The organism is Nitrospira japonica, assembly GCF_900169565.1.
In the GTDB taxonomy this organism is placed as follows: Bacteria; Nitrospirota; Nitrospiria; order Nitrospirales; family Nitrospiraceae; genus Nitrospira_C; species Nitrospira_C japonica_A.
Window position 1 is genome coordinate 3661831 of the sequence record NZ_LT828648.1, and the last position, 16860, is coordinate 3678690.

Annotated in this window: 15 protein-coding genes; all 15 read right to left on the reverse strand. The window is 54.4% G+C overall.

The window, feature by feature from the left end; genetic code table 11:
* The 15 genes from NSJP_RS17395 to NSJP_RS17465 all read right to left on the reverse strand — a co-directional run bounded on the left by NSJP_RS17395 (position 1) and on the right by NSJP_RS17465 (position 16846).
* Positions 1-828, reverse strand: coding sequence for a DUF2334 domain-containing protein (locus NSJP_RS17395; RefSeq protein ID WP_080888143.1), 828 nt, complete (start codon positions 826-828; stop codon positions 1-3).
* Positions 829-846: 18 nt separating this feature from the next.
* Entirely contained in the window at positions 847-1638 is a 792-nt protein-coding gene (locus tag NSJP_RS17400; protein ID WP_080888144.1) for a class I SAM-dependent methyltransferase, read from the reverse strand.
* 18 nt (positions 1639-1656) lie between these two features.
* Entirely contained in the window at positions 1657-3120 is a 1464-nt protein-coding gene (locus NSJP_RS17405; protein WP_155970400.1) for a glycosyltransferase, read from the reverse strand.
* 98 nt (positions 3121-3218) lie between these two features.
* Complete coding sequence (locus NSJP_RS17410) at positions 3219-4127, reverse strand: glycosyltransferase (RefSeq protein WP_080888146.1); 909 nt, start codon at positions 4125-4127, stop codon at positions 3219-3221.
* A 56-nt stretch (positions 4128-4183) separates the two neighbouring features.
* Positions 4184-6328, reverse strand: coding sequence for an FG-GAP repeat domain-containing protein (locus tag NSJP_RS17415; RefSeq protein WP_172834435.1), 2145 nt, complete (start codon positions 6326-6328; stop codon positions 4184-4186).
* Between the two features lie 246 nt (positions 6329-6574).
* Complete coding sequence (locus tag NSJP_RS17420) at positions 6575-7927, reverse strand: ABC transporter ATP-binding protein (RefSeq protein WP_080888147.1); 1353 nt, start codon at positions 7925-7927, stop codon at positions 6575-6577.
* A 28-nt stretch (positions 7928-7955) separates the two neighbouring features.
* A complete protein-coding gene (locus NSJP_RS17425; RefSeq protein ID WP_080888649.1) occupies positions 7956-9212 on the reverse strand; it encodes a class I SAM-dependent methyltransferase in 1257 nt (418 codons plus the stop codon).
* Between the two features lie 38 nt (positions 9213-9250).
* Positions 9251-10510, reverse strand: a complete 1260-nt coding sequence (locus NSJP_RS17430; RefSeq protein ID WP_407938660.1) for a DUF4910 domain-containing protein — start codon at positions 10508-10510, stop codon at positions 9251-9253.
* A gap of 97 nt (positions 10511-10607) precedes the next feature.
* Positions 10608-11867 carry a class I SAM-dependent methyltransferase gene (locus NSJP_RS17435; protein ID WP_155970406.1) on the reverse strand — a complete coding sequence of 420 codons (1260 nt, stop codon included), beginning with the start codon at positions 11865-11867 and terminating at the stop codon, positions 10608-10610.
* Between the two features lie 4 nt (positions 11868-11871).
* Positions 11872-12528 (reverse strand): PIG-L deacetylase family protein, encoded by a 657-nt coding sequence (locus NSJP_RS17440; RefSeq protein WP_080888149.1) that lies wholly within the window; start codon positions 12526-12528, stop codon positions 11872-11874.
* A gap of 5 nt (positions 12529-12533) precedes the next feature.
* Positions 12534-13316: a sugar phosphate nucleotidyltransferase gene (locus NSJP_RS17445; protein ID WP_080888150.1), complete on the reverse strand. Its 783-nt coding sequence runs from the start codon at positions 13314-13316 to the stop codon at positions 12534-12536.
* 89 nt (positions 13317-13405) lie between these two features.
* Positions 13406-14131: a hypothetical protein gene (locus NSJP_RS17450; protein ID WP_155970409.1), complete on the reverse strand. Its 726-nt coding sequence runs from the start codon at positions 14129-14131 to the stop codon at positions 13406-13408.
* 281 nt (positions 14132-14412) lie between these two features.
* Positions 14413-14673: a hypothetical protein gene (locus tag NSJP_RS17455; protein ID WP_080888152.1), complete on the reverse strand. Its 261-nt coding sequence runs from the start codon at positions 14671-14673 to the stop codon at positions 14413-14415.
* 24 nt (positions 14674-14697) lie between these two features.
* On the reverse strand, positions 14698-15549 hold the full coding sequence (locus tag NSJP_RS17460) for an ABC transporter permease (protein ID WP_231989421.1): 852 nt from the start codon (positions 15547-15549) through the stop codon (positions 14698-14700).
* Positions 15550-15706: 157 nt separating this feature from the next.
* A complete protein-coding gene (locus tag NSJP_RS17465) occupies positions 15707-16846 on the reverse strand; it encodes a porin family protein (RefSeq protein ID WP_155970411.1) in 1140 nt (379 codons plus the stop codon).
* Positions 16847-16860 lie beyond the last annotated feature (14 nt).

Sequence of the window (16860 nt, forward strand, 5' to 3'; positions counted from 1 at the left end):
TCAAGACTCCATGGACGAAACAACATCCCCGACCGAACGCCAAACGACCTTCTGATCATTGGATGCGCGCGCGATCAGTCGTAACAGATGCTCTCTGACAGTGGCGATCCCGCTTTCCTGGCAGGATGTATCAAGCTCCCAATAATGCGTAGCGGCGCAAAATACTCCGTCCACTCGAATCGCTTGATCGAAAATACACTCATTGAGGCGAAGACTTGCCGAAGGCGTCACCGGATTGCCTGCGATTTCTTTATGGTCGCCCAGATCGAGTATCCAGGGCACACCCAATCCTCCTCGGGCACGCCACCGGCGGAGTCGAAACCATGTGATCCAGGTTGCTGGTGAAAATGGAGACCACCCCGAACGTAGTCCCGCTACGCCCCCCAAATTCAATCTCTCGCGCGCGATGGCATGCAAGCCTTGTTTCCCGATGGCATTTTTGGGCGGCACAAATACTCGAACAGGCGCACTGAGCAGATCCTCTAGATACGCACGTCCGTGACGCACGCGTTCGGAAAGGTCCCGTCCATCGGCAAATTCCAGTTGGGAATCGGGCTGATCATGGTGATAGCCATGAAGCATGGCCTCGTATCTCCCTGCTGCGATGCCATCGCGGAGATAGTCGACCAATGCCTGATTCTCATCGAGTGGATGAATGGACCATCGCCTGCGGTACTTCTCCGGAACGCCCTTGCTGGATCCCGCACGGCAGAAAGGAATAATCGCCAGGGAAACCGGCCCGTGCTTCGTCACCTCACCATAGGCGCGCTCCAAGTCTTCCGGAGCGGTGAAAAAGCTCGTATCGTCGTCACGTATGCAGAAGTGCACGGTCGTTCAACAGGGGGGCTACGGGAGCTTTTCTGCAAGAACTATCGTAGTGGACCCGAGATGGTTGAAAGGCCAAAACTGCAGATAGGACACCACTTCTGCTTTCCAATTGCCACATCCACGCCAACTCTTGGTCCCTGTGGTAAACCATGAAATGGCATATCCATTGCGTCGCAGCGTGGAGAGCAGTACATCCGAGGGAATCTCCTGGACGTCAAAGTTCATTTCATGTTGTGTCCAATCACCCGGATCCAGCCGGAAGGAGGGTTCCTCTATCGTCACCCTATTCCTTAAGAACACATAGTTCATTAAGGCATAGGTCCGCGAGCGGGCCTGTTTTATACCACCGTTCTCAACGCGAATAAGAAGTTGGCCCCCCGGCCTTAGGACCCGATACAATTCTCTCAGCGCATACTCCCATCCGACGATGTGTTCGAGAACGGACTGTGAAAAGATGAAATCGAAACTGTGATCCTCAAAGGGAATCCGCTTTAGGTCCGCGACATGATACTCGGCGTTCTGCGGCGCCGCGGCTCGGGCGAGGTCCACCGCTATATGTGAAATGTCCGCTCCGAAAAAACGTGTTTCAGGGTGTCGTCTTGCAAACCAGTTGGTGATACAGCCTGGACCTGAGCCGGCTTCCAAAACGAGGTGTCCTGGTCGACAGGCGCTCTCAATGATTCGTTTGACATCAGCCTCGACGGCGAGACCGTCATGGCTGGCATGCCACTCCACCATCATGCGGTAGTAGGTCTCGTTGGAGTTGAGCACTTCCTTGACGCGGGCATCATAAGCGGTTTCGTAAGTCATTGGGTTCTCCTTGAACTATCACTCCTTCTTGCCGGGCCGCGCAGATCCCTCGCTCCAACGCTCTTCGTCAAAGTAGCGTTGCAAGCTTTTCGGAATGTCAACCGCACCGCGGATGAACGGATGATCTGCAGGCCTGCCTTCGAGCGCCTTGGTCAGTGCAACTGTCTGTCGTTCCACCGAAAACTCCTCACAGATTTTCCTGTCAGGAACGAGCGTGGAGAGCGTATGCGTAGACCATGCGCGCAGCACTCTCTTCAAAACACCGACGATCTCCTCGCTCGACTCCACGTCCGCAATGATGGGAGACTTGAGGCGGCGCAAGATAGAAGTCGTTTCGTCCGAGGGCAGCACCCCGATGATGGGCCGCCCCATGCGAAGGTATTCGAAAAGCTTTGCTCCCACCAACAGCTCATACCCCCTCATTGTCGGTATTCTGCCGAGAACCAGAAATGCGTGGGCTTCACGCTGTAACCTAGCTACTTCGCTGTACGAGACCGGCCCTCTCGTTTCGATAAGGTCGGCAAGGCCCAGGCGATCGCCTACTGAACGAAGGGCCTCGGTGCCTTCTCCGACAAAGAGCAGACGGAGTTTGCAGGCGTCGGCTGAAGCCGTATCCTTCAGCATACGAAGCGCGTCGAGAAGTGTCTCGAATCGATATGAAGTCAGTGTGCCCGTGTAGAGGATCGTGCACCGTTTACAGTCCGGCTCGACGAACTCCTCGATGGCGCCTTCGTAGCCATTCGGGATGATGTGAACTTTTCGATAGTCTAGGGCCATAGGATAGGCCCGCCAGTAGCATTCTGCTTCCGTCGCATACCGAAACACGACAGCCTGCGATCCCTGCAGTAGCTCAAACATGCGTTTCCTGTCTCGGCGCACCGCCCAATCGGGCCTCCGGGATTCAAATTCGTTGTAAGAAATCGTCCAGGAGTCTCGGAAATCGAGGACGTAGGGAATCCCCGTCTGCTTGGATGCCGCCTGAGCGACGTAAAAGGAGGTCACCGGTCCGGCGGTGGCCCAAATGACCCGCACGGCTTCACCGCTACACGCGCTGACGGTCGCTCGCACTGCCCGCTCGATCCAAGGAGCGGCCATGTCCGGGTGATAGCACCACGCTTCGAGGTTACGGGCGGCGTCTCTGATCCATGACGGGAACGTGCCCTGATCGGTTCCCTCTTGATCCGAGGGGATGTCAGGATTCTGATTCTGGCTCCGCTTATGTCGGGACCGCCAAGCCTGGAGGGCTTGCCACGCACCATACCCTTTCACTCGAATAACCTCGGTCTCACGGGGAACCAATTTCAGCAGCTCTGGATCATATCGCTCATATTGACCTGGCACCGCGGAAATGACGGTGGTCTTCCAATTCATCTTCTGAAGTTGTCGGACAAATCGAAGTGGCCGATAGACGCCCGCATTCCCCTCTGGAGGAAAATCATGTACGATCATGACCACGCTGTTCATGCCGGGACCAGAATCCATGGGTGTATGGACCACGTACTACTAGTTCGATGAGACGTATACCTCAAGACGGGATTACCCGAATCACTGACGATGCGGTTTCAAGGAAGATCGAGCATCTATCCGCTTTGATCTTCCAACCATCGCTTTGGTCCCTTGGTCCGCAGGATCTGTACCACCTCGTTCACAAACTCCTTTCTCGATGTCACTGCGCCACGGACCAGTTTGTAGCTGATGGTCAATCGAGCACGAAGTCCGACTGGAGCACGCCACACGGCGGCCAAACGCACACACAGCCGCTTCCAATGGCTCAAGTGAAGCTTGCCGCAGGTCGTGGGATCGAAGAACATTTGCCGATCCTTGAGCGTGGTTAAGCTGCTGTACGCTCCCGCGTGCATCCGTCTGAAGTACAGCGGTTCAGAAATTTCAAAGTATCGGCCATAGAGACAGAGCTCGATGAGCAGATCGACATCGGCCCCTGGATAGCTGCCAAGGGGAGCGATCATCCTCAACACATCGGTACGCATTAGTCCATAGATCGCGTTGGCTCTTCCGATCTGAAGGGCTTGTCGATACCGCACGGCCGGATCTTGAGAGCGCAAGTCCAGTTTATCCTCGTAAGGTTCCAGCTGGTTTCCGTCCCCGTCGATGAGAATTGTCTTCGGATAACACAACACGACATCGGGATGAGCGTTCAGCACTTCAATGCATCGTTCGAGGGAGGTCGGGGCAAACACATCGTCCGCGGGCGCCCAGCGAAAGTACGGCCCGGCTGCCAGGGCGATCAGTCGATTGTAGTTCCGAGCGGCACCGAGGTTGGTAGAATTCCGGAAGTATCGAATCCGTTGATCTTGCTCGGCATATTCGCTGCAGATCTCCTTCGTGCGATCGGTAGAGGCGTTATCCGAGATCACTATCTCGAAATCATCCACCGTTTGCGAGAGGAGTGAATCCAGCGACTGACGCAAGTAGTGCTCGCCATTGTAAACCGGCATGCCGACGGTGACGCAGGGAGACTTTCCAATCATGGTGCGGGCGTCACGGGTGGGATGTTGTACTTAGGAGGTCAGGACGGGTGCGTTGACTACGGTACCTGTATGGCCAGATTCTCATAGACCACGACTTGACTATGCCCCCACCCGATCGAGATGATATCGAGATCACCATCCCCGTCGATGTCCGTGGATAGAGCGCCATCGTGATGCTCATCGCCGGTATGGACGAGATGAGGAGTCCACGAGTGGCCCTTTCCGTCGAGGTTCTCAAATACGAGCAATCTGGCAGTTTCGGAAGCCTTGAGGTTATGTTCGCCGACAATGACGTCGAAATCTCCGTCCCCGTCCATGTCGATGACATCGAGACTCATCGGACCAATGACCTCGGCGATGTGGTGTTCCTTCCAAACATCGGTCGCGTTGGGAGGTTGCTCGTACCATGCCAGCTTGCCTGGCACACTGATCGCTTCGAATCCCACGACGGCGTCCAGTCGTCCGTCGCCGTTCATATCAACTAAGCGGTTTCTATCAGGATTGCCCTCCTGCTCCGCGACCCGTTGCGGCTGCCAGCGAAACCAGTTGGTTCCCAGGAACTGATCGATCATCCTGAACCGTTTTCGATATTGGGGACATTCATTGCACAACCAGTTGGTCCCAAGGAGCAGATCGATTGTGCCGTCTCGATCGATATCCGCGGCAGTGATTTGCTCGTCTTGAGAGGTCCTCGAGAGCGTTCGCCACCGCCACTGCATCTTCCCTGGGTCAGAAGGAACGGTCAACATTTGGATTCCCCGGCCTGCTTCATGCCAGGATACGGCAACCTCAAGCATCGCCTGATTGCTGTAAGTGGCCACCGCTGTCCCTTGAAGGAAATCCCCCTGGCCGGCATCAATATTCTCAAGCACCGTGAAGGTCCCCCTTCCGTCGTTGCGGGCCCACACGAACTTCGAATTGGCTTCCGAGCCCTTCCCTTTCGTTCCCAGGACATCGATGTCCCCGTCTCGGTCGAAATCATAGACAGCGGCCATGTTATTGAGTGGCCACCCTATGAGCTGTCGGCTCCAAACCCCTGCAGGCTTGCCAGGATTCCTGTACCACCACCCGCCGGTTATCAGGTCCCGCTTGCCGTCCCCATCGACGTCTGCGCTGTCGACGAAGACCGCACGCCACGGTCTGTCGGCATCGATGACATGGCGGCGCCACTTGTCCAAAGTTGGCTTTGCCGACGAGGCCTGCACGCTCTTGTTCAACCAGACATCGATCCGCGGAGAATCCCAGCGAAACGGTTTGCTTAGGATATCAATATCTCCGTCTCCGTCGAGGTCAGCCACCTTGGTTTCGTGATTGTCCATCCCTGAAGCCATCACGGACTTTGTGAAATGGCCGGCGCCGTCGCCAAAAAAGATCCACATTCTAGCACTTGGATGATCGTCGGCTTCGGACCACTGACGCATCTCCGCGCAGAACACATCCAGGTGCCCATCGCCGTTGAAGTCGGCCACTTGAAGACTGTGTCCATGAATCACATCTTCGCCGAGCAAGTCGTGACCAACCCATTGCCCGTCCGTCCACTCATACCATTTCAACCGTCCGATGCCGTCTCCTGTCACAAACACGACTTCCGGCCATCCTCCTTCCTTCACCTGACCCACTGCCGTACGCGAGAAAGTTTGTGTTGCGTCAATCATTTGGGTGGCAAACTGAGTCCCACCCAGATGCTTCAGCCATAGCCCGCCTCCCACGATGTCCACAATGCCATCTTGGTCCAGATCGAAACTCACCAAGCCCTCGTAGTTTCCCGAAGGCCAGGAAAAGATTTCCGTATATTGCCAGGGCTGGGTAGTTCTTGGATCATCAGGAATTTCGGCAAGGAAAAGTTTTCGAGCCTGTTGGTTCCAGAAGACGAGTTCCGGCTTTCCATCCCCGTCAAAATCACCGGTGATCTGGTCGTGATGATTTGCATGCCCGGAATTCTTGATTTCTCGTCGAGTCCACGGTTGATGAGGCGCATAATAGGGATATGGGTTCTCCCACCACCATACTTTGTTGTCTCCCCCGTCCGCTCCAAAGACGATATCGAGATCGCCGTCTCCATCGATGTCCAACCAGGTTCCCCCTGCTTCAATTGGAAGAGCAGAACTATCGATGACATACTTGGTCCAACCGAGTGTCTCCCGGCGGTACCAGACGACGGACGGTCCCACCTCTCCGGCAGCAATGACGAAGTCATTCAATCCATTTTTGTCGATATCCAATATCAAGCTTGCCGTTTGCGAACGAGATGGACCGGACGGAGGAATGATTCCGGTCTTGCTGGAAAGGTGCGTCCACTGAGAGGTTTCTGGTGCCTTTGTTAGTTTCGTGCCCGCTCCGGCTACAGCAGCGAAGAAGATGGCCCCGACCAAGGCCAGTAATTTGAAGAAGCGGCGAAGAGCCCCTGGTGGGGATTTTATGGCCTTGAGGCACACAGAGCTCAACCGTCACTTCAATATGTCTGGCTGACAGTCGGTGTTCGACACTTGAGTCTCTAGCTCGTTGGTGTGTTCGTGCCCATCGCCCAGCGGTCCCCACCTGCATGGAAAAACGACGAGGCCGAACTTTCTTTCTACTCCCCTCCCGGACCCATAGTAATCACGAGCTTCGACATCGAAGCTTGCGCATCGGTCGATCTTGTCATGCCAACGAGGACCCACTCCGGCCAACCAAACGGATAGGTAGTATTGGGACGGCATTAGGGTGAGGGAATCAACCTCCAAATCGATAAATCCGTCGCCCGGTGATAGGAGAGGGACTTCATATCCCGAACTCCATGTGTTCAAGCTGGCAATCATGGTGCCCAGTTCATTGTAAATTTCAACGCCGAAATACGGATACGACACCGGTTCTGTCACCGTATAGTGAAGCCGAAGAGCCATGCGTTCTCCCGTTCGCACAATCTCTTGACCGGAGTGACCATTCAAGAATTCGAGGCCCGTATATCGAATTGCTCCCCCTGCCTTCTGCCTTTCCATTGTCCGAAGATCTTTATAGGCATCCTGTTCGCTGCCGAAGCTCGCCAGATACTTCTTGACCACGTCCGAAGTACGACCGTCTTCTCTGATCCGTCCCTCATCAATCCAAATCGTGCGTGAGCAGTGGTTTTCTATCGCCGCAAGGTTGTGGGAGACGAATAACACCGTTCTTCCCTTTTCGCGTAACGCTCCCATGGTTCCAAGACATTTCTTCTGAAATCCGGCGTCACCCACCGCTAGGACTTCATCGATCAGGAGGATGTCAGGCTCCAAATGCGCCGCGACGGAGAACCCCAATCGAACCGCCATGCCAGTCGAATAGTGCTTCACCGGCGTGTCGATAAATTTTTCGACCTCCGCGAACGTGACGATGTCGTCGAACTTCCGCCTGATCTCGGTCATCCCCATCCCCAAAATCGCTCCATTCAGAAATACGTTTTCTCTTCCGGTGAGTTCCGGGTGAAAACCGGTGCCGACCTCCAACAAGGTTCCAATCCGACCCCGCAATTCAACCCAGCCGCTGCTTGGTTCCGTAATTCTGGACAGGAGCTTGAGCAATGTGGACTTACCTGCTCCGTTCCGGCCGATGATGCCGACTATTTCGCCGTGCTGTATCTCGAATGAGATATCTTTTGCCGCCCACAGTGACGGCTCAGGGTCGCCTGAGCCCTTCAACCGTCCATTGCCCAGGCCGCGAACTGTTCTCAACGGATAGGTAGCGACTTGCATGATGACGTCGCGCAATGATTGATAGGACTGAGCGGCCGAACCCAGCCGATACTGTTTACTCAACGCCTCCGCTTTGATTGCAATCACACCCATGCGGTCGTTCCTCTTCTTGTCCACGCCATTACTCGTACACCTGGACCGTGGGCACAGGAACGACGAACTTTCCGCCCCATTCTCGAATATAGGCCAACTGGTCCATGATTTCTTCTTTGATATTCCAAGGCAAGATCAGGACGTAGTTCGGTCTCGAATCCCGAATTGTCTCCGGACTGTGAATTGGAATCCTGGTGCCTGGCGTATGCTTGCCTTGCTTGTAAGGGCTCCGGTCAACCAGATAGTCAAGAAAGTCCGTTCGGATGCCGCAATAGTTCAGGAGCACGTTTCCCTTTGCCGGCACCCCATAGCCTACGATGGTTTGTCGTTCACGTTTTAACCGCACCAGACACTCCAGCAGGTTACGCTTGGTGTCTTCAACCTGTTTCCTGAATGAAGCATAGTAGTCCATGGTTTTCACCCCCCAGGCTTCCTCCTTGGCTCGAAGCCTCGCCACCTGCTCTGTCGGCGGCTTCACTCCGGCCGAGCGGTGACAGGCATAGATTCTCAGCGAGCCGCCGTGCGTCGGAAGTTCTTCCACGTCAAACGGGAAGAGTCCCTGGCGCAGAAAGATCTCCTCAACCGCCGTGAAAGAGAGATAGGAGAAGCGATCGTGGTAGATCGTATCGAACTGATTGCCCTCGATGAGTTTGCAGAGGTGCGGAAATTCCACTACAACGACCCCGTTTGGCTTTAGAAGAAGCTTTAACCCCGAGACGAAGTCATTGATATCCGGGACGTGGTCCAAGACATTGACTGCCAGCATGAGATCCGCCTGCTTGCCTTCATCGCGTAAACGGCGGGCGGTCTCGACACAGAAGAACTTCGAGACGGTCGGAATTCCCTTGCCAATGGCCACCTGGGCCACATTTACTGCAGGCTCGACCCCAATCACTGGAATACCCTTCTCCATGAAATACTGGAGGAAATAGCCGTCGTTGCTTGCCGCCTCGATGACTTGACTGGTCGACCCCAGATTGAATCTCTTCGTGAGCGCGTCGGCCGAGGCCCGGACGTGCTGCAACCATGAATCAGAATGCGAAGAAAAGTATGCGTACTCGGTGAAGATATTTTGGGGAGCGACATACTCTGGAAGTTGTACGAGGAAACAACGGTTGCAGACATAGGCATGCAACGGATAAAACGGTTCCATGTTGTCGAGTTGATGACGCTCGATATAGGTTTGACAGAGGGGAAAGAGGCCGAGGTCGATGAACGTATGCAACGACCTTTCTCCACAACCACGGCATAGCGCCGAGTCAACGCTTTCGTCTTGTTCGTTCATGTGCTTCTCCTCCTCCAGGACAATCTCCGGGGCATTAATCATTCGTGTACTTTCACTAAGCCGCAGGCCGTCAGGGAATCCGCAGCTTGTTTGATCTCGTCAAAGCTGAAGCCCGACATCTCAGCTATATCGAGCAGTGAATGCATTCCGTCTGATTGGTTCAGGACCCATAGAACGGGAAGCTCCTTCACCTTGCCAACACCATTCAAGTCGCTGGTCATGCGATACAATCCTCGCTTGCCCAATTGCGGTTCGCATTTCGGATTCAAGTTCTGATAGGTCTTGTTCGCTTCTAGAATCGAGAGAATATCGAGGCATTTGACATACGAATCGGAGAGTGATTCCGGCTTGACACATTGAAGATTGTCCGCCGACGTATGGTATTCGGGGAAGCGGCCGCTCGGCGCCCGCCTCAAATTCCCCACCGGAAGATTGAAGCCGGGAGAACAGTATTGTCGTTCGTCGTATCCATGGGGATAAAAATCGAGGACTTCATGAGGCAGGCCGGAATGTCGAAGAACATGGACCGCGGCCCGATCAATTTCGGCGGTGCCCTGGCGACTTTTCTTATAGGTTGAAAAACCTGCGTCTCCGAGCGCAGTTAGCACCAAGCCGTGTTTGATTCGGGGTACGATGGCCTCATTCCGCGCCAGCCAGGTGATGGAGCCGATCTGAACGGGAATGAAGAGAAATCGATAGGAGTACCGTCGTGAGGACTCGGTCAATGCGCGGGCCAGGAAACAGGAAATGGCGATGCCCGACAGGTTGTCATTGCACATCGACGGATGGCAGACATGCGTCGAGATCAATACTTCGTCAGGCTGGTCTCCCGGCAGATAGTACTCTCCATACGTGAGGTGTCCGTCGGCTAGAGTCGAGTCGATGCAGACCTCATATTCTCCATCGTCCAGGGAGAGATACTGATTATGACTGAGAGAAAATCCCCAGTCTGGCTTGTAATAGGATGTTCGCAGAGGCACCCAGTCCGGGTGTTCCGGAAGGGTATAGAGGTGGGGTTTCAGATCCGCTAGGGACAACGTGGCCCGCACGGGAATACTGTATCCCCACACATGCAAATTCGACTTGCGAAAGTCGACCACGCGTTCCCCTTTGGCGTTCTTGATGTATGCATCGGTAATGTTCCATTCTTTCGGCACATTCCAATCGAACACCTGAGTCCCGCTTGGAACCTCGTGGATCTGCAAGGGCACGTTTCTGCCAATGATACTCAGAGTTTGCCGCACTCCGTTTCCCGTGAGGCTGCGGCACAGCGGATACAACTCGGTGATCAACTCCATGAGCGCACGGCCAAGTTCACGCTGATCCAGAGCCTGCCGCAATTGGCTGACCTGCGGGAGTTCCGAAGAGAGGGTAAATGACCCGTCCATAGACTGACTATTCATAGATCGCCACCTCCGGAATCGGCACGATGAACTTGCCACCCCATTCACGAATGTATGCCAACTGCTCCATGATCTCGTTCTTCAGATTCCAGGGGAGAATGAGCACGTAGTCCGGCTGGGTCGTTCGAATCCTGTCTTCCGGATGAATCGGTATGTGGGTTCCCGGTGTATACTTCCCTTGCTTGTACGGATTACGATCCACCGTGTAGTCTAGAAAGTCGGTACGAATTGCACAGTAATTGAGGAGCGTGTTTCCCTTCCCGGGCGCCCCGTACCCGGCTATGCGTTTTCCCTTTCGTTTAATTTCGATCAGGGTTTCCAACAGACGCCGTTTGGTATTCCCCACTTGGTTTCTGAATGAGCGATAGTGCTCCAATTTTCCGAAGCCTGCCCCGAACTCTCGTGTACGTAAGGTTTCAACAGCGGCTGAAACGGGCATCGAGACAGCTTCCGTGTGTCTCGCATAGATGCGAAGTGACCCCCCGTGCGTCGGCAACTCTTCAACGTCAAAGATCGTGAGACCGTGGGCTGCGAACAGTCGCTCTACGGTACAGAATGACAAATAGGAGAAATGCTCGTGATAGATCGTGTCGAACTGATTGCCCTCCATCAATCGCATAAGGTGCGGAAACTCCATCGTGATGACGCCGGTCGCTTTCAACAGAAGCTTCATGCCGCGGACAAAATCATTGAGGTCAGGAACGTGGGCCAGCACGTTGTTGCCGAGAAGAAGATCCGCGTGGCTATTTGAAGCAACGAGTTCCTTGGCGGTCTCTGCACCGAAGAACTTCGTCACCGAAGGGATTCCCTTCTCTATGGCAACCTGTGCCACGTTCGCAGCCGGTTCGATGCCCAACACAGGAATGCCTTTCTTGGCAAAGTACTGCAGGAGGTAACCGTCATTGCTGGCAATCTCTACGACGCGACTCGCAACGGAGAGACCGAGACGCTTCACCATGGCTTCGGTATAAGCCTGCGCGTGTTGGAGCCAGCTGTTTGAATAGGAAGAAAAGTAGGCATATTCCGTAAAGATATCCTGAGGAGCGATGTAGGCTTTCAACTGGACCAGGAAACACTTAGCACATACGAATGCATGTAGCGGATAAAACGCCTCCATATGGTGCAACTGATGTGGCTCGATGTGAGTCTGACAAGGCGGCGACATCCCCAGATCGACGAATGTGTCCTCGAGCGGGGCGCCACAAAATCTGCAGTGACCGTTTTCCGGATGCATGTGCGTGACGATCGGCATATTGCTACCGAAGAACGAGCTTGCGACAGTGGAAAGCTTCAGCATAGGCCGTTGGCGAATTCGCTTCCACACCACGAATTCTCATCATGGCCCAAAACGTGTCCTCGGTGAACCAGGCCTTGGATCTTTGGGTGGCAAAGTGTCGCATGAGATGAATCACCTTGGTCTCACCGATCCGCTTATCGAGTGGCACGAACACGTTTGGCGAGCCTAGATCCCCGTCGTACTTAGGAATCTCGTACTCAAAAATGAGATGCCGTCGCCACGTATTCCACGTGAGATCGGATATGATGCGGTGGTCCTGATGAAGGTCATGACGATAGTGAGTAAAGATTACGTCGGGATCCCAGTCGCGTTTTAACCGTTCAAATTCCTTCTTGATGGCCGCAAGCTGTGACGGAAAGAAGCTTTCTCGAAATGTTCTCACCGACACGGTTTTTCGCGGAACTCCGCGCAGATGATCGGCCGCACTCGCCTCGGCTTCACTCCTTCGTCTCCGCCCTGCGCTGAAGACGATCCAGCCGACGCTGATCTGGGGAAAAGTCTCAACCAAGCGGATAATGGTCCCCCCGCACCCGATCTCGATGTCATCCGGATGCGACCCCAGACAGAGCACCGTGATTCCCGGCTTGTTTGCGGTCTCCAGCGAAGACAACAGCATGGGGCTCAGTCGTTCTTTCTCCACACTTCCCAAGGGGCTCGCCCCTGCGCATAGATCTCGTCCAAGACCTGCTTGTCCTTGAATGTATCCATGGCGGCCCAGAACCCGTCGTACCTGTAACCGATCAACTGGCGATCCTTGATCAGGCGCCGAAAAGGTTCTTGCACCAATTCCTCGCCGGGAAGAAGATAGTCGAAGATCCGACGCTTGAAGATGAAGTATCCCCCGTTGATTCGGAGGCTCGTCTTGTTCATTTCCTGAATGGTCTCGACCACGCCGTCGGCGTCAGCGGACACCAAATGATAGCTGAGTCTCGGGGTGATACTGGCAAAACTTGCAACCTTATTCATTTTCCGGAAATGCGCGAGTTGAACCGGCAAGGGGAGATCGGTAAGACCGTCGCTGTAGTTCGCCAGGAATTCTTCATCATCACCGAGGTACTTTTCAATGGCTTTCAAACGCTGACCGATATTGGCATTCGCTCCAGTCTCGACGAACGTAATGCGCCAGTCCTGAATATCGGTATTGATGAGGTCTACCTTTTTCCCGCCCTCTGACATGACAAAATCGTTGGAAGCACATTCGCTGTAGTTGAGGAAATATTGCTTGACGACGTCAGCTGCATGCCCCAGGCACAGAATGAACTCCTTGTGTCCGTAGTGGGCGTAATACTTCATGATGTGCCATGCCACGGGACGATACCCAATCGGCACCATCGGTTTCGGAATGTTCTGGGAATATTCCCTGATGCGAAGTCCCAGTCCTCCGCAAAACAGCACGACCTTCATGTCACGAGTCTCCGCTTGGCAAGTTTTGTGTTTCGATCCGAATGCTCTTGCTCATCGAAAATTCACAACGTGTTCAGACTTCGAATCCGTCACGGGACGCGTTCCAGCCACGCTTCACGCCAGAACACATATTCCGATCGCGGACACAATTTCATGAAATCTCCGTGACATGTCGCACCATCCAGCAAAATGCAGGGGCTTTGATCGGCCATGTGGATCATCTTTCCTGTCCGCTGATCGATCAACCGCAGCGCTCGAATCGCGACCCGATATTCGCCCTCGCAATAACGGAACATTCCGACGTCGAACCGCAACCCTCTGGTTCTGCAGTTCGCATCCAATGTGTTGACAATTTCTTGGGGAGGCCTGACCTTCACCAGATCGCCTGGTTGGAGCCGCAGATCATCATTGGGGGTTTTCTTCAATGGTCCCCCCTCCATGGAGGGATAGCAGGCCCCTCCCCGCTTGTCCTGCACCCAACTGAACAGACCCAACAGTAGCGCTCGCACCACTTCCATGATCCGGCGATTACCGCTTCTGATATCAGCCACAAAATGGCGCAGATCCCACCATGCCATCGAGAGGCTCGCCCGCTTCATCTCGGTAATGAGGCACATGTAGACTGGTTCCCCTCCCATTCCCGGGGTATCGTCCGCGCAGGCAGCCTTTCGAACTCTGGCCTCCAGTCGTACAAAGTCAGGGTCTCTTGGAAGGCTGCCATTTCCATTCCCGCGGCCCTGAGTTTCGATGGCAATCGCCGCTGATTGACCGGGAGCGAGGGCTGGCTTAATCCATTGTTCTTTCCAGAAAATCATGCACCCTGCTTGGCAACCGCCGTGGTCCATCCCGCTGCACCGTACGCCATCCAACAGGACGGTCTCCTTGACACGACGGAAACCAGCTTTATCAATGGTGTCGCAAGTTTTGGTGGCACGTTTGCAGATTCTGAAGCGCTTGCCGATGCAAGCGAGCATCTCGGGCATGAAAGGCATCCCGTCTAGAGTGCCACGGTTGTCCAGGGTCCCTAGGATCTCCCCGGCACTCTTCACTTCAACCCAGTCGCCGACCACAAACTTGTTGGCCATAAGTTGTCCTTTTAGAAATGTGCCCGCCCTTTTACGTCGTTCTGTAGGGCTAGTACGCCGCCCAGAGCGATCGCATATCCGTAGAGGGCCAATCCAAGAAGTGGGACACCGCTGCCCCACGCAAGCGCCGGATGGAGGACAAAAGAGAGTCCGGTCCATGGAATCCCGATGGACTGCATGAGCAGAAGCCAGCCGGATAACACAAGACTCAGGGTTCCTGCCGCAGCGGCTAGAAACGTGGTTTTCTTGTAACTGGACCTATGGGGGGTCATTCGATACTCAAGTCATGAGGGTTGCTAGATTACATCCGCAAACGTCTTTTCCATTCGCCTGAAATAGAATGCGCCGCCTACGAGGAGCAGCAACGTGGCCAGAGTGGATACGGCAATCATCGGACTCGGCGCCTCCGTTGTTCCAAGAAGCGCCCACCGAAACCCTTCCACGACTCCGACCATGGGATTGAGGGCAAAGAGCGTCCGCCACGGTTCGGAGAGAAGACTGCTTGGATAAGCGATGGGCGTGGCAAATAGCCAGAGCTGAGTGAGAAAAGGGATGGTGTACCGGACGTCGCGATACTGAACATTGAGAGCCGAAAGCCACAGCCCTATTCCCAATGCCGTGACAAAGGTCAGGAGCACCAAGAGGGGTAACCAAACGACGTTAACGGTCGGATACATGCCATAAAACAGCATCATCCCGAGCAGCACGACAAATGCGATGATGAAATCCACTCCACCCGATATCACAGCGGCAATCGGAACAACGAGACGGGGGAAGTATACCTTTTTGATTAAGTTCGAACTGGAAACTAAACTATTCGATGACTCGGTCAGACCATTAGCAAAATATGCCCAGGGAACCAGCGCGGTAAATGCAAAGAGTGGATATGGGATGCCATCAGACGGCATATTCGCCAGCTTTCCGAAGAAAAGACTGAAGACAGCCATGGTCATAACCGGCTGAATCACGGCCCATGCGGCACCCAACGCAGTTTGTTTATAGCGAATCTTGATGTCTCGCCAGGCGAGGAAGTACAAGAGTTCGCCGTATTGCCAAAGCTCTCTGATGTTCAGCGCGCGCCATCCGCGCGATGGCTCGATGCGTCTGAAAGGCACCGCTGCAAGACTCATATTCTCAGATGCATCCACCGTTCAGATCCTTTTCTAATGTTGGAGGATGGTCCTGCTTCAATACAAACGCCGTCCGGGCACACGGATCAAACGGATGCCCGTCGTCTTCTGCCCCAAAACCTGGTTCTTTGCGAATCGGATGATCGGATGGATGCAAGCGGACAGTCGGTTCCTGCTATTTCCACATTGCCTGGACCGACAACATCACTACACTCCGCTCGACCAGATATGGCAAGGCTCCGACCTGATTGAGATCGAAGTAGGTGTAGGTATATGAGAGCGATGCAAAAGTGTCACGAAGAAACATGTACCGTAGTTCGCCGGATGCTCCATAGGAATAATATTTTGTGCCCTTGATCGGAGTCGTTTCGCTGTAACCGGCGTTCCCGCTCCCTAGGAGACTGACATCTCTCGCAAATCGGTGCACCACGAATACCGACGCCGTATTGCTGACGAGTGCTCCTCCCGTACCGAAGAAGGCGGGAGCGATATCGCGCGATGCTCTGACCTGAAGCTGCACGTTCTGTTCAAGGGCATGTGTGACCTCGAATCGGCCCGTTGCAAATGCAGAATTGCCTGGTTCGACGACCTTGACCCCCGCTGCCACCTTCGTGATCCAACCGGGAGCGAGTTTGGAATTGTATTCTAGTTCGCCTCCTCGGGCCAAAAAGTTCAACGTCGGTCCTGCCCCCGTCTGGCTCAATTGGTATTGTCTGTAGCTCAGGCTCAGCGTATCCCCCCGTGACAAGTGCAGACTCGGACCCAGGGCCCAATCATTCACCTTCGTATCGAAAAACCCCACGCCTCCCGTCGGACCTGTGACGAAAAGAGTCCCGACTGTGAAGATCGAATTGGTGTACTGCCCCTTCAGATCGACGGTATCCATCATCTGGAACGTGGCGACGGCTGAAGCGATGTTGGAGAATGTGTTGGCTCGAAACGCTTGGATGCCTCGGCTAAACGTATCCGCCGGTGCGGAGGTAGTGCCACCCGTCACAAAGGCGGGAGGCTCAGGGGTATAGAGAAACGTATCGGACAGTTTCAACGTGGACCCGCGGAAAACCTGGCTGACCCAGCCGTCGAGATTGGCAACGCCGGCCACATCCGTCGAGAGGAATCCCAAGTCTTTGTTATAGGCGAACATGTTGGCAGTGCCCCCGGCGGAAAGAGTGGCGTCGACCCTCTTTTCGCTCTTGCTCTTAATTTCAAGCCGAGGAGAGAGCGTCGTAACAAAGTCATCGAGTGGCAGGTCTGCAGGCACTAACGAGCGGGGAGCAAACCACACGTTGGAATCGTACCGTTCTGAGACGCTCATTGATGGAATAATAC